We start from the raw sequence: 13201 nt of genomic DNA, 5'->3' as shown, positions 1-13201 counted from the left end.
TAAATTGAAGTTAAAACTCTGAGTAATGATATATTATTTATGTCTTCTCAGATTTTAAGCAATCTCAAATAATCACAACAGATATTAGTATGTTAATCATCACATCCATTGCGTGAAAAAGCTGTTTTACGCTTATTTGAACAAGTTTTAGTAAATACAACAACTCGGATAATCCTACCATATAAACATGAAGAACTACCTACTACAATTCAGTACTATCTTTGCCTTGCTGCTGATAGCGGCTTGTGCAACACAGGAAACGACGTCCACGCAACAGCAGGAGTCCGCTCCTGAAACTGCAGAACAGGAAGAACCACGAAAATCTCTTGAGGTATTGTTTTTGGGTGATGATGGCCATCACAATCCAAAAACAAGAATTCAAACGGTTATTCCCTACCTTGCAGAACATGGAATTCATGTTCACTACACCGACAGGCAATCAGACCTGAATCGAAAAACACTCGATAAGTATGATGTTTTTATGCTTTATGGAAACCGGTCGGGACTCACCAGGGAGCAGGAGCATTCTCTTCTTTCCTATATTGCTGATGGCGGTGGATTTGTTGCTCTCCACTCCGCGTCCGCTTCGTTTAACGATTCAGACGCATTTGTAAATTTGGTTGGCGGAGCTTTTAAAGCTCATGGTGCCGGCACTTTTTCAACACGCCAGGTGGTTTCTGATCATCCTGTTCTGGAAGGAGTTCCTGAAATTGAGAGCTGGGATGAAACATATGTTCATATGAAGCATAATCCGGATCGAACCGTACTTTCTGTTCGGGTTGAAGGGGATCACGAAGAGCCGTGGACATGGGTTCGCAATCATGGAGATGGCAGGGTTTTTTATACCGCCTGGGGCCATGATGAGCGAACGTGGTCGAATGATGGATTTAAGCAGCTTTTGCAAAATAGTCTTCGCTGGACAGCCGGCGACTGGGCACTGGATGCCGATTTTTCTAAGCCTGAACTGGCATTTGGCGACGGAGAGCTCCCGAATTATCCCGCAGGAGAAAGCTGGGGAACAGTTGATGATCCGATCACACAGGTGCAGCTACCACTTTCACCCGAAGAGTCGCGGGAGCATATCGTTGTAGATCCCGATTTTGAAGTTGTACTTTTTGCATCTGAGCCCGATATCGTAAACCCCATTGATATGACATGGGATGAAAGAGGTCGTCTTTGGGTTCTTGAGACAGTTGACTATCCCAACGATTTTAAAGATGAACGGGAAGGGAATGACCGTATTAAAATTCTGGAAGATACTACCGGCGACGGCAAAGCAGATGAGATTACCGTATTTGCTGAAGGTTTAAATATTGCAACCAGTCTCGTACTTGCAAATGGTGGGGTAATTGTAGCCCAGGCGCCAGACTTTTTCTTCCTGCAGGATACAAATGGAGATGGAAAAGCAGATCATAAAGAAGTGATTATGACCGGCTGGGGTGATTTTGACACGCATGCCGGCCCAAGTAACTTGCAATACGGAATTGATAACCATATTTGGGGAGCTGTAGGATATTCCGCATTTGATGGAACGGTAGGAAATGAAAGGCATCGTTTTAGCAGTGGATTTTACCGTTTCACACCAAACGCAGACTCCCTGGAGTATATCTCAAATACCTCGAATAACACCTGGGGACTTGGATTTAACGAAGAAGGCTTTGTATTTGGCTCAACAGCGAACCGTAATCCCGCAGTTCAAAGTGCGGTGCCTAACCGGTTTTACCGTGGAATTCGCGGTGTTGGAAGTACTCCTACTTTACCGATGATTGCGAATACATCTGAAATTTATCCAATTATGGAAGAAATCCGCCAGGTTGACCAGCATGGGCATTACACAGCCGGGTCTGGTTTCCATATCTATACTGCGAGAAACTATCCCGAGTCATACTGGAATAGCCGGGCATTTGTTGGTGAGCCTACCGGGCAACTTTTGGGTGAGTTTATCCTGGAAGAAGAAGGAAGCCATTATCATGCGCACAATGCATGGAATTTCCTGTCCAGCCTGGATGAATGGTTTTCTCCAACACAAACTAAAGTTGGGCCTGACGGAGCGCTCTGGATGGTTGACTGGTATAACATCATTATTCAGCACAACCCATTTCCAAACGGATGGGAGCGGGGTGAAGGAAACGCATATGTAACCGATCTCCGTGATGTTGAGCATGCACGAATTTACCGTATCGTATATAAAGGTGATGAAAACGCTGATGAAAATTTCTCGCTTGAAAATGCAACAGAAGCGGACCTTGTTGATGCTCTTACACATACTAATATGTTCTGGAGACTCACTGCACAGCGTCTGCTGGTAGAAAATGGCAATGCGAATGTTCTGCCGGATCTTTACGAAATGGTCAATGACCGTTCGGTCGATCAGCTTGGGCTCAATCCCGGAGCACTTCATGCGCTCTGGACCATGCATGGCCTTGGAGCACTTGATGGAAATAACGCTGAAGCATTTGATGTTGCTGCGGGCGCACTCCATCATCCAGCCAATGCTGTACGCCGTGCTGCACTGATGACACTCCCAAGAAATGAAACAGCACGTGATCTTGTGCTGGCCGCTGATTTTGTGCCGAACCCAGAAGCTCCGGGTGATATGGGTTATACTATGCCGGCAACTACAATGATGTCATCCAGTCTGCATGTGCGTCTGGCTGCACTTCTTGCTCTCGCTGAAATGCCAGCATCTGATAAAGCCGGACAGGCCGTTGCTGAAATGATTGTGATGTCTGAGAATGCTAACGATCGCTGGCTGCGTGATGCAGCATCCGCGGCGGCTGCAAAAAATGAAGTGAGCTTTCTGGATCACGTATTTACAAAACATCTCCCGGAATCTGCAGACAGCACGTATAAAGAAAATGTTGCAACTGCAATGGAACGCGTTGGGGGCCATTATGCACTTGGTGAATACAACGGAGATGTAAGCAAATATTTGTCAGGTCTGCCTGATGCCGACCCCACACTTGGAGCGGCGTTTGTTGGAGGACTGGCTGAAGGATGGCCGGAAGGAGAAGCTCCGCAATTCAGCGATAGCGAACGGAATTCACTCAGTTCATTGAGAGCAAATCTTCCGGAAGAATACGACGAACACCTGGATGCACTTGCTGAGAAATGGGAGTCGTCCGATATATTTGGGAACAGATAGTAACATCATAAAGTACACAGTAGTAAATGATTTAGTAGCCGGGAAGACAACAAATCTGAATCTTCCCGGTTTATTTTAAATCAAATAATAATCATAGCAGAATCCGGAAGTGTACGGCCGGCAAACTGCCAAATATAGAATCAAATGAAGCAGTCAATAATTACCTTCACAACAAGTATCATCGTTATGGTATTCGCAGTTGCGGCTACCGGATATGTTATGAACGATCATAATTCGAATAGCAAAACAAATGCACATTCTTCTCATGAGATGAATGCATCTGCTGAGGCGGAGACTTTTATTAATGATGGAAAAACCGTTACGGTTGAACCGGGGGATACTCTTGAAGTAAGATCAGAAGGAAGTGATTTGAGTTATGATATCACTGAAATCCGTGCCGAAGCGGGTTCTGAACTTACCATCCGCTATATAAATTCAAGCACGATGCCTCATAATATTCTGTTTGTTTACACAGAAGATGATATTCGTCCCGTTGGTGTTGCAGCTCTTCAGGCTTACCAAAATGAATATGTTCCTGAAGATAAAATGGATAGAATTTTCGGTTATACATCCCTCGCCGTTCCGGGTGACACGGTTGATGTAAAGATTACTGTTCCTGAAGAACCCGGTTCATATCCATACATCTGTACTTATCCCGGACACTTTACACAGATGCAGGGACGATTGATCTCCCGGTAATTACACGCACGAATTGAATTAAAAATTTAATCAATCAAAAAAATAAATATGAAATTTGGTGTCAGCCTTTGGCTTTGGACGTCTCCTGTAACAAATGAAGTAATTGAAAACTACGCACCTAAAATCGCTGAACTCGGATTTGATACGGTTGAACTACCGATTGAAGATCCCGCATCGCTGGATTGCGAAAGAGCCAGGAAGGCGATTGAAGATAGTGGTTTATCGATCACAACCTGTGCCGCAATGGGCGGTGGAAGAGATCTGATTCATCCTGATAAATCCGTACGGGATGACGGCATACAGTATATGAAAGATTCACTGGATGCAGCAGAAAAACTCGGATCAACACTATTTGTTGGACCCCTCGCTTCTGAAGTGGGACGCCTATGGCAATCAGATGATAAACAACGGGAAGAAGAGACCAAACTTCTTGTCTCACAGCTGCGCGAAGTTGCCGAATATGCGGAGAAAAAAAATATTGTAATCTGTCTGGAAGCGCTTAACCGGTTTGAAACCAGTTTTTTGAATCTGACAAGCCAGGTTACTGATGTGGTTAAACGTGTAGATCACCCATCATGCAAAGTGATGATCGACCTGTTTCACGCAGGTATTGAAGAGAAAGATCTCGGTGACGCCATACGAACCGCAGGTGAACATCTCTACCATCTGCAGGTAGCTGAAAATGACAGGGGAACACCCGGAACTGGTCAGTTTGACTGGGACGGAATCGCATCAGCTCTTAACGAGATTGGGTACGATAAACACGTGATTATCGAAACATTCTCACCGGATAATGAGCTCCTGGCAAAAGCTGCTGCCATCTGGCGTCCTCTTGCCGAGAGCCCGGATAAGCTTGCAAAAGACGGACTCGCTTTCATAAAAAAACTGCTTGGATAATCTTCTGCGGAGTGTTGAAGATTTTAGAATATGTTGATTATCCGATAAACAGGCAGGCTGTCAAAAGCTTGTAAAATTAAGGATCAGTGCTACTTTTTGATCCTGCAGAACTACGTTGCACAATTTATGCTTCGCAACGTGGTACATCGCAAATATACAAACAGATCTGTTCATCTGATCAGATCTCTAAACCTGTAAACTCTAACTAAACGAAAAAAATTATGGCGAACAAAAAGGTAAACGTTGCTTTATTAGGATTAGGATTCGGAGCTGAATTTATTCCTATCTACCAAAAACATCCAAACGCGAATATGTACGCAATCTGCCAGCGTACGGAATCCAAGCTGAAAGAGATCGGGGATGAATTTGGTATTGATACCCGTTACACATCATACGAAGAGATGCTGAAGGATCCGGAAGTGGATGCGGTTCACATCAACACTCCAATCCAAATGCATGCCGAGCATACCCTGATGGCACTTCGGGCAGGCAAGCACGTGGCCTGTACGGTTCCAATGGCGACCACCATTGAAGATTGCGAAGAGATTGTAAAAACGGTTAAAGAAACCGGCCTGAAGTACACTATGGCAGAGACAGTTGTTTACAGCCGCGAATTCCTTTTTGTAAAAGAGCTTTATGAGAAAGGCGAACTGGGAGATATTCAGTACCTGCAGGCAAGCCACCCACAGGATATGGAAGGATGGCCTGAATACTGGGAGCGGATGAAACCGATGCATTACGCAACGCACGTTGTGAGCCCGGTTCTCGGCCTGATGAATAAGTCTGCTGAATATGTATCCTGCTTTGGATCCGGAAAAATAAGCGATGACCTGATTGAGAAATCCGGGTGCCCGTTTGCCGTTCAGTCCGCCCATATTAAGCTTCTTGACTCTGACGTATCTGCTCATATTTATCGTTCGCTGTTTGATACAGCGCGTCAGTATCGTGAGAGTTTTGATGCGTACGGATCGAAAAAATCATTCGAATGGGCATTGATTGAAGGTGAAGAGCCTGTAATTCACACCGCGAAAAAGCCCGAACCTGAAATTCCGGAGCGTGTGAAAGTGCCTGATTACGGACACCGTTTGCCGAAAGAAATCCAGTCGTTCACCCAGGAGGGTGTATACGATGCAGAAGACCAGGCACACCTTTCATTTATCCAGGGTGCAGGTCACGGTGGTTCGCATCCGCATCTTGCCCATGAATTCGTATCTTCAATTGTTGAGGATCGTGATCCATATCCAAATGCAGTTCAGTCTGCAAACTGGACATGCGTGGGACTGCTCGCACACGAGTCGTCAATGAATGGCGGTGAGATTAAAAAACTCCCTGAGTTTACGCTCTCCAAATAATCTATATGAAAAACACCAGGCGGCAGTTAAAATTGCCGCCTGATTTTTTATTCCTTCATACTATTCAATTAGTCTTTTCAGGTCATCAACTTTAAGGTTATTGAAATCGCTGATCACCATCGCACAGTCGGATAACTCCTCTGGCGTATGTGTGGAGGAGATTCCCACAACTTTTGAACCGGCCCGTATTCCGGCTTCCACACCGGCGAGGGAGTCTTCAAATACAATACACTGCGAAGGGGGCAGGCCGATCCGCTCGGCAGCTTTCAGGTAAACCTGTGGTTCCGGTTTACCTTTATCAACGTCTGATGAGTCGAGCACATCGCTGAAAAAATCTCGTATGTTTAGCTGTGACAGAATAAAATCTGCATTTTCACCGGGTGCTGATGTTGCTACCACGGCCGGAATGGATTGCTTCCTGAGTTTCTCAAGGAAAAATACTATTCCGGGAATCACGGCAGATTTTGGATCAAACCGATCTCGAAACATCTGCTCTTTTTCATCCGCGAGTACTTCGCACTCTTCAGCGGAGATATCACCAAAAACCTCTGGAATCCACTCTTTGTTTGTTCGGCCCCATACTCTTTCTTCCAGAAATGTGTCTGATACGTCTTGTTTATGTTTGATGCAAAATTCTTTGATCGTCTCTTTATGAACCGGGTTGCTGTGTACAATAACGCCGTCCATGTCGAATACGGTACCCATTAAGTGTTTCATGTAAATATTTATAGGTGGTTAGATGATTTTTTTTGTCAACCTCATCGGGTAGGTTTTTCGAAAAATCGAGGTGTTAAAATTCAATTTATGATTCATAGTTGACTCATCCGATGAATCTTGCAGGACTGATAATCTATGACAATTCACGAATAATCAAATTCAGGAATCATTATCAATTTCGTAAATTTAGAGATGTTTCCGGCCCAATTCCAATCTGCTTTCAGGATGGCAATATCTTGATTAAAAAGCGGTTAACTTCACCGTCATCTATCTGCAAAAAAAATACAATCCATTGATTAAATATTTTTCGATCCTTACCTGTTTAGTTTTACTGTCTTTGCCTGTTTTAGCTGATAGCCTTGTTGAATCAATCGGCAGTGAAATCACCGATCCTGTCATCCGGTATGCAGGGAATCATGCGATTCTATCCGTAGCCAGCATTACAGACCGAACGTTTGAAATCACGCTCTATCCGCTTGAAACCATTCACAGCACACCTGAAGATCTGCCCGCATCTCCATTTTTGAAAGAATACGACAGCCGTTCACTGTGGAATAGCCGCACGATTATGGATCCGGTTCGTGGGTCAGTCGGGGACCATATCCTGGAAATTCTGCGAACACCCCTCCGAATCATTCTGCGTGATGAAGAGAACAACATTATTCAGCAGCTCACATGGCCCGAAAGCAGCGACGGGCGTCTTGAGTTTATGCGGGGTGATGCGCTCCTCGGCCCGACAAACAACGGCGACTGGATTGAAATTTCCAATGGGAAATCCGAAAGTGATTTATCAGAAGAGATACAACGGGATGACCTGTCTATGCTGATTGATCCGGCTGCAGGATGGGCGCTGTTTTATCATCATCCCGAAAACGGCACCCGACTTACTTTCGACGGTGAAAATGGAGTCTTGACTCCCGATCCCAATGATCTTGTATCACCGGTACAGCTCTTTCTGACGATCTGGGATGATGTCGACCAGTTACAAGATGAGTACCACCAATTTGCAGAAGATCAACTGCTGAATCGGGTTGAATCAGCTGCGGAGTTTATTCAGAATTTGTCCGGTAAATGATCTTATTTACTCAGTCTTCATTATGGATATACGATGCTGAAGGCTTCGTTGACAGGCATGTTTATTATCTTGTATTTGAACCCAAACAACGATTTAAATAAAAAGGCTACGTATTCGAACAATAGGAAAATTTAGCGAGAGTGGTGAAAGATTCTTCAGAGCGTAACATATTATATCTATTAAATTCTCTCCCTCCATATGCCGGGGTCTCTGAAGGTATTGAAAACTCCATGAATTATAACATGCCGTTCTATTTCATTGATAGTGAAATGAATCATATATGGAAAGTTCTTCAACGGCAGGCAATGAACTTTTTCGTACCGCACCTGGTAAAATGGATTTGCCTGTAACTTTTTGAAATGGAATTTTACAGCCGAATGAAATTCCCGGCCTAATCCAGCTTGCTGTTCATTATACCAATCTATCCCTTCTTGTATATCACGCCTGGCCTCCGGTTCGATTTTAATCGAAAATGCCATTAATCAAGTCTGAAACTATCCTTCACCTGATCCCATTCAAGCAGACGTTCGGGGTTTTCTTTAGATTTTTGCATGCGCTCTCTGACAATAGCTTTATGCTCTTCAGGGATTTCCATTATTTCAGAGGAAACTTCCAGCCCTAATTGTTCAATGAGCTCCAGGACAAAATCTACTTTCTGATCGGGTACTTTAAGAATGATCTCTTTCATAAGCTTATGTTGTTGGTGAATCACTTATAATAGTAATAAATAAACTCAAAAATAGACACTTAAGTTTTGTCTGAAGCCTGAGACCGATAGCTATTAACGAAAAGAGTTCGTCCGGTTTACACAAAAAATAGAAAATAAAGATTAGAAATGTTCGCCTTATGGAAAGGCAGTTCGCCATATAAAAAACCATAAGTTTAAATTATGGCTTTCTTAAACCCTGAAAGTTTACCAATTCAATCGAATGGAGTGATTAAAACCGGGAAAAAGGACAGGTGTATAGACATTCACATAATCAATCCTGGTTCTGTTTTTTCGCAGATTTTCGCTGTGTATATCGCGGAGTAGCGCTGATAAATACTGAACAGAATAAAAATCATCTGCGAAAATCAGCGGATGAATCAGCGAAACTCTGCGTGTAAAATTTATTGGCAGAAATACATTTCATCCATTCTCAATTTACTCATGAATTGTTCCCAATCACGATTCGGTCACATGACTATAAATCAGGTTGAACACATCCGTTGGTTTTAGCGAATCGCTTTTTAACAGATCGGTCTGTTGGGTAGCCACCATTGGTCCCGCAGCGGGTGTTGCCGGAATTCGGCCATGTGATCCTTTCACTCCAGAACCTTCAATTGGAATCAGGTCCATTTTGTAGCGAAATCCCAGTTTTTTCTGGAGCAGTCGAAATCCCGCTTTCAATTTTGGAAACGTGATTTCCGGATTGATCAGGAGTTCAGCGGGATCATATCCCGGTTTAGTGTGTATATCCACTGTTGGAGCAAAATCGGGTGCTTTCTCATCATCCAGCCAGTAGTAGTATGTAAACCAGGAATCCGTCTCGGCGATAGCTACAAGCTCACCAGATCTTGGGTGATCCAGGTGATGTTCCTTTTTTCCCACTTCATCCAGAACCGTTTCGACTCCCGGTATATCTTCAACAATTTTCTTCACCTTTTCGATATTGTCGGGATCATTTACGTAGATGTGGGCAACCTGGTGATCGGCCACTGCAAAGGCTGAGCTGGTATCGGGTATCAAAATTTCCCCGCCCATCTCTTCACGAACGGTGATATGGCCATGCTTTCTCAGCTCCCGGTTGATGGAAACCGGACGCTTAACAGGTTCAATTCCATATTCAGAGAGCAGAATCACGCGGATTCCCTGCTCTTCGTAAAAATCAAACAGGTCCCCGCAGACGGAATCAATTTCGTTGAGGTCTTTGCTGATATCCGGATCATCGGGGCCGATTCGCTGAAGATTGTAATCGAGGTGGGGGAGGTAAATTAGTGTGAGGGTCGGATCGTGAGCCTTGGCGATTTCAATGGCGGAATCGGCAATCCATTTACTGGAGAAGATCGTCGTATTTGGCCCCCAGAAATTGAACAGCGGAAACTGGCCGAGCTTGTTTTGAAGCTCATCTCTCATTTTGATCGGTTTGGTATAGATGTCCGGCACCTTCACGCCGTCAGCCCTGTAAATGGGTCGCGGAGTGATCAGGTAATCCACAGAGGAGTTCATATTGTACCACCAGAAAAGGTTTGCGCAGGTAAAATCGGGATTCTCCGCCTTCAGCTTTTCCCAGATTTTTTGCGATTGCACAAGTTTATTGGATTGCCGCCAGAATTTGATGATATCCATCTCACGAAAATACCAGCCGTTCGCAACAATTCCGTGCTTGTCGGGCATCTCTCCGGTCAGATAGGTCGCCTGAACGGAGCAGGTGACTGCAGGAAGCATCGATTCAACCGGGGCCATTTTACCTTTCTCAATCCACTCAGAAATTCGCGGCGTGTGTTCCCCGATGAGATCAGGAGTGAGGCCCACAACATTAATGACGGCTGTCTTATTCATAACAGTTGTATATAAAATTCAAAAAGATTTGTGATGTTGAGCGGGATTTGATTAAAGAGTCTCAAATTGCTCAAGAGTCCACCGATACTCCCGTTCGATTGAATCGGCGAGGTCTGATTTCAGATGATCCGGCAGCACATCCCAGGTGTAGGTTTCAATTTCGAAATGTTTACACACTGCTTTATCAAGCAGTGGTTTCAGGCTTTTTTTGATGTGATCCTGCGTGGAGCTCATTTCATCAAACCGGTCAATAAAAACCGGAACGTGAAAATGGACTCGCCATTCTTTTACAGTTTCATCATGAATGGAATTAAGCGCATCGGGCAGATCCCGGAACTGTTTAAAAGTGGAATCTTCTTTTCGGGCGATGACCTGGTGAAGGTAAACGGGTTCATCAAACCGCTCGAGCCGTTCAGCCATCTTTTTCCGCTGATCGGGGTCTCCCAAAGAAACTTTTAATGCGGCACTGATCTGCGTTTTTCCGATCAAAATTCCGGCGTTGTGCAATTCCTGAACAGCCTGATTCGGATCTTCGTATGCCAGGGCGAAATGACAGGTGTCATAGCAGACCCGTATGTGGCGCCTGATGAGCAGCTCGGCCTCTTCTCTGCCGTATTTATATTGCTGTGCAAGATAATCGCTGCCTACAGGAAAGAGCCAGTTTGTGAAGAAATCGATGGTCTCCGAGCCGTTCTCAAGAGTGCAGTCGGGTTCCGGTTCAATATCCAGATGTATCAATTTTCCGCGGTTTTCTTCAACCTGTGCCATGGTGTGAGCCGCTTCGGCAAGACGTTGTGTTGCATTCTTAAAAAGTTCATCGGATCGGTTGCCGTGATTCCAGTATTTGTAGGAGATGGGGGAAGTGGAAATTCCGCCTTCGATTCCATCGGGCAGCAAATCGGCAAGTATATAAATCAGATCCCGGGTGTAATCGAGTCGTTCGGGGTGATTCCAGTCCGGTTTGTAAACGTTATCCTTCACTCTCTCACCATGGAAACTGCCGTATGGAAACCCATTGATGGTAAACAGGTAGAGTCCTTCATCATCCAGCCACTGTTTAAACCGATTTCGGGTGTTTTCATCTTTGAGTTCCCCGGCTGCTTTGGCGGAGAGGCGAAGTCCAACTCCAAAAGGCGCGTCAGGGGAGAGGCGCTGTTTCAGTTCAGGCAGATAGGTTTTTAGTTCGTTGAAGTGCGCATCCCAGGTTTCGCCGGGATGGATGTTGGAGCAATAAGTGAGATGTGCGCCGGAAGTGCTTGAGAGTTTCATAAGTTGGATCAGGCGAGTTCTTTTTCATTCGTTTCAAGAATCTGGATCGCTTTTTTGTAGAGATCTGTATCCACCTCATGAACTTCGGTGCCTTTTCCGATTTTTTCGAGGAGCATAATAGTAAGCTCCCCGCCAAGATGTTCACGAAACTCCTGCAAACCGTGCAGAACCGACTCAGCTTTATCCGGATTCTCAAATTCGTGTTCCAGTTCAGGCACATAGAGAGAGAAACCACAATCTTTAAACACATTCAGAACCCGGTTCATACTCTGTTCAGAGATCATACCTTTAAGATGGGAGTAGGCTGTATCGAGGGATATTCCGATCGCAACCGCTTCCCCGTGGCGTAGTTCATAATTTGTAAGCTGCTCCAGTTTATGCGCGGCCCAGTGGCCAAAATCGAGCGGGCGGGATGAGCCCATTTCAAATGGATCACCCGCTGTGCTGATATGTTCCAGGTGCAGTTCTGCACAACGGTGGATCAGCTTTTTCATCGATTCAATATCGCGATTGTTGAGCGCCTTGGCGTTTTCTTCAAGAAACTCAAAGAAGTTTTCATCTTTGATCAGCGCCACTTTAATCGCTTCTGAAATACCGGACCGCCAGTCGCGGTTATCAAGTGTCTTCAGGAAATTGAAATCATTTAAGACGGCATGAGGGGGGACAAACGTGCCGAGGAAATTTTTCTTTCCATAGGCATTCACCCCATTTTTAACTCCCACAGCGGCATCATTTTGAGCCAGTACCGTGGTTGGGATTCGAACAAGGCGAATGCCCCGGTGTGCGATGGCTGCAGCATAACCTGTGGTATCGATCACGGCACCGCCTCCAATTACCGTCACAAAGCTGTGTCGGTCGATATCAGCGTTTTCAATTGCATCAAGAATGGTTTGAACATGAGCCGGATTATTCTTCGAGGCCTCACCTCCCGGAATGGTGACGAAATCATCAACCAGAGTGAATTCATCTCTGAAGTGATTGGCATATGCCTGGATATTTTTCTTCAAATGGGGGTGTTTGGCCGCCATGCCCTCATCCAGAACAAACAGTACTTTTGGCCGGGGACCACCCAGATTTTTGGTTAGTGTATTTTTGAAGAGAATATTATCCGGTTCAAAAAGCCCTTCCGTGAACTCAACATTGTACGAAAAGGAGACGCTAAAATTCTGTGAGATGGTATTCATGAACTGCAACTGCAATTTTAGAGGTAAATAGTTGACGTGAGATAAATTTGAATCTCAGCTTGTCAATATCGTGATAGTATACAATGAATGCGATCAAAAAATGAAGAAAACGGAACACTTTTTACATTTATACCGGATTCATAAATTTAACATTCCGAACAGCTTCAGCGTTTGAAAGGATCCTGTGCAACCTGTTTTGAAAAGCTATAAGATTTCTATTTGCATACATGCGAATTGCTTCTATTTTATTTGTAGCATTACATGAAAAGTGTTACAATAACACTTAAACATCTATAACTATACATTCAATAGGCAGGGAAA

Annotated in this window: 10 protein-coding genes; 5 read left to right on the top strand and 5 right to left on the bottom strand. The window is 44.6% G+C overall.

Annotation, left to right across the window (positions count from 1 at the left end):
- Nucleotides 1-187: 187 nt before the first annotated feature.
- The 4 genes from DYD21_RS07335 to DYD21_RS07320 all read left to right on the top strand — a co-directional run bounded on the left by DYD21_RS07335 (nucleotide 188) and on the right by DYD21_RS07320 (nucleotide 6093).
- Nucleotides 188-3145: a PVC-type heme-binding CxxCH protein gene (locus DYD21_RS07335; protein WP_116034750.1), complete on the top strand. Its 2958-nt coding sequence runs from the start codon at nucleotides 188-190 to the stop codon at nucleotides 3143-3145.
- A 144-nt stretch (nucleotides 3146-3289) separates the two neighbouring features.
- Complete coding sequence (locus DYD21_RS07330) at nucleotides 3290-3844, top strand: plastocyanin/azurin family copper-binding protein (protein WP_116034748.1); 555 nt, start codon at nucleotides 3290-3292, stop codon at nucleotides 3842-3844.
- Nucleotides 3845-3892: 48 nt separating this feature from the next.
- Complete coding sequence (locus DYD21_RS07325) at nucleotides 3893-4741, top strand: sugar phosphate isomerase/epimerase (RefSeq protein WP_116034746.1); 849 nt, start codon at nucleotides 3893-3895, stop codon at nucleotides 4739-4741.
- 221 nt (nucleotides 4742-4962) lie between these two features.
- A complete protein-coding gene (locus tag DYD21_RS07320; RefSeq protein WP_116034744.1) occupies nucleotides 4963-6093 on the top strand; it encodes a Gfo/Idh/MocA family protein in 1131 nt (376 codons plus the stop codon).
- A gap of 60 nt (nucleotides 6094-6153) precedes the next feature.
- On the opposite strand, the gene DYD21_RS07315 is transcribed toward DYD21_RS07320, so the two are convergent.
- Nucleotides 6154-6810 carry an HAD family phosphatase gene (locus tag DYD21_RS07315; RefSeq protein WP_116034743.1) on the bottom strand — a complete coding sequence of 219 codons (657 nt, stop codon included), beginning with the start codon at nucleotides 6808-6810 and terminating at the stop codon, nucleotides 6154-6156.
- A gap of 337 nt (nucleotides 6811-7147) precedes the next feature.
- Here DYD21_RS07315 and DYD21_RS07305 point away from each other — a divergent pair, with 337 nt between their 5' ends.
- Nucleotides 7148-7885, top strand: a complete 738-nt coding sequence (locus DYD21_RS07305) for a hypothetical protein (protein WP_147303517.1) — start codon at nucleotides 7148-7150, stop codon at nucleotides 7883-7885.
- 478 nt (nucleotides 7886-8363) lie between these two features.
- On the opposite strand, the gene DYD21_RS07295 is transcribed toward DYD21_RS07305, so the two are convergent.
- The 4 genes from DYD21_RS07295 to DYD21_RS07280 form a co-directional block, all read right to left on the bottom strand.
- Nucleotides 8364-8573: an addiction module protein gene (locus DYD21_RS07295; protein WP_116034735.1), complete on the bottom strand. Its 210-nt coding sequence runs from the start codon at nucleotides 8571-8573 to the stop codon at nucleotides 8364-8366.
- A 477-nt stretch (nucleotides 8574-9050) separates the two neighbouring features.
- Complete coding sequence (locus DYD21_RS07290) at nucleotides 9051-10427, bottom strand: alkaline phosphatase family protein (RefSeq protein ID WP_116034733.1); 1377 nt, start codon at nucleotides 10425-10427, stop codon at nucleotides 9051-9053.
- A gap of 51 nt (nucleotides 10428-10478) precedes the next feature.
- The gene (gene eboE / locus DYD21_RS07285; protein ID WP_116034731.1) at nucleotides 10479-11696 is read right to left on the bottom strand and encodes a metabolite traffic protein EboE; all 1218 of its coding nucleotides are present in this window, start codon (nucleotides 11694-11696) and stop codon (nucleotides 10479-10481) included.
- Nucleotides 11697-11704: 8 nt separating this feature from the next.
- A complete protein-coding gene (locus DYD21_RS07280) occupies nucleotides 11705-12880 on the bottom strand; it encodes a 3-dehydroquinate synthase (protein WP_116034730.1) in 1176 nt (391 codons plus the stop codon).
- Nucleotides 12881-13201 lie beyond the last annotated feature (321 nt).

The organism is Rhodohalobacter sp. SW132 (assembly GCF_003390325.1).
Lineage (GTDB): Bacteria > Bacteroidota > Rhodothermia > Balneolales > Balneolaceae > SW132.
Note: the sequence above shows the minus strand (reverse complement) of the source record. Positions and strands in the feature narration are given on the sequence as shown.

Bases quoted from the DNA above. Each gene is read 5' to 3' on its own strand.
- DYD21_RS07320 (WP_116034744.1), top strand. From the start codon at position 4,963: ATGGCGAACAAAAAGGTAAACGTTGCTTTATTAGGATTAGGATTCGGA.
- DYD21_RS07280 (WP_116034730.1), bottom strand. From the start codon at position 12,880: ATGAATACCATCTCACAGAATTTTAGCGTCTCCTTTTCGTACAATGTT.
- DYD21_RS07290 (WP_116034733.1), bottom strand. From the start codon at position 10,427: ATGAATAAGACAGCCGTCATTAATGTTGTGGGCCTCACTCCTGATCTC.
- eboE (WP_116034731.1), bottom strand. From the start codon at position 11,696: ATGAAACTCTCAAGCACTTCCGGCGCACATCTCACTTATTGCTCCAAC.
- DYD21_RS07335 (WP_116034750.1), top strand. From the start codon at position 188: ATGAAGAACTACCTACTACAATTCAGTACTATCTTTGCCTTGCTGCTG.
- DYD21_RS07315 (WP_116034743.1), bottom strand. From the start codon at position 6,810: ATGAAACACTTAATGGGTACCGTATTCGACATGGACGGCGTTATTGTA.
- DYD21_RS07295 (WP_116034735.1), bottom strand. From the start codon at position 8,573: ATGAAAGAGATCATTCTTAAAGTACCCGATCAGAAAGTAGATTTTGTC.
- DYD21_RS07330 (WP_116034748.1), top strand. From the start codon at position 3,290: ATGAAGCAGTCAATAATTACCTTCACAACAAGTATCATCGTTATGGTA.
- DYD21_RS07325 (WP_116034746.1), top strand. From the start codon at position 3,893: ATGAAATTTGGTGTCAGCCTTTGGCTTTGGACGTCTCCTGTAACAAAT.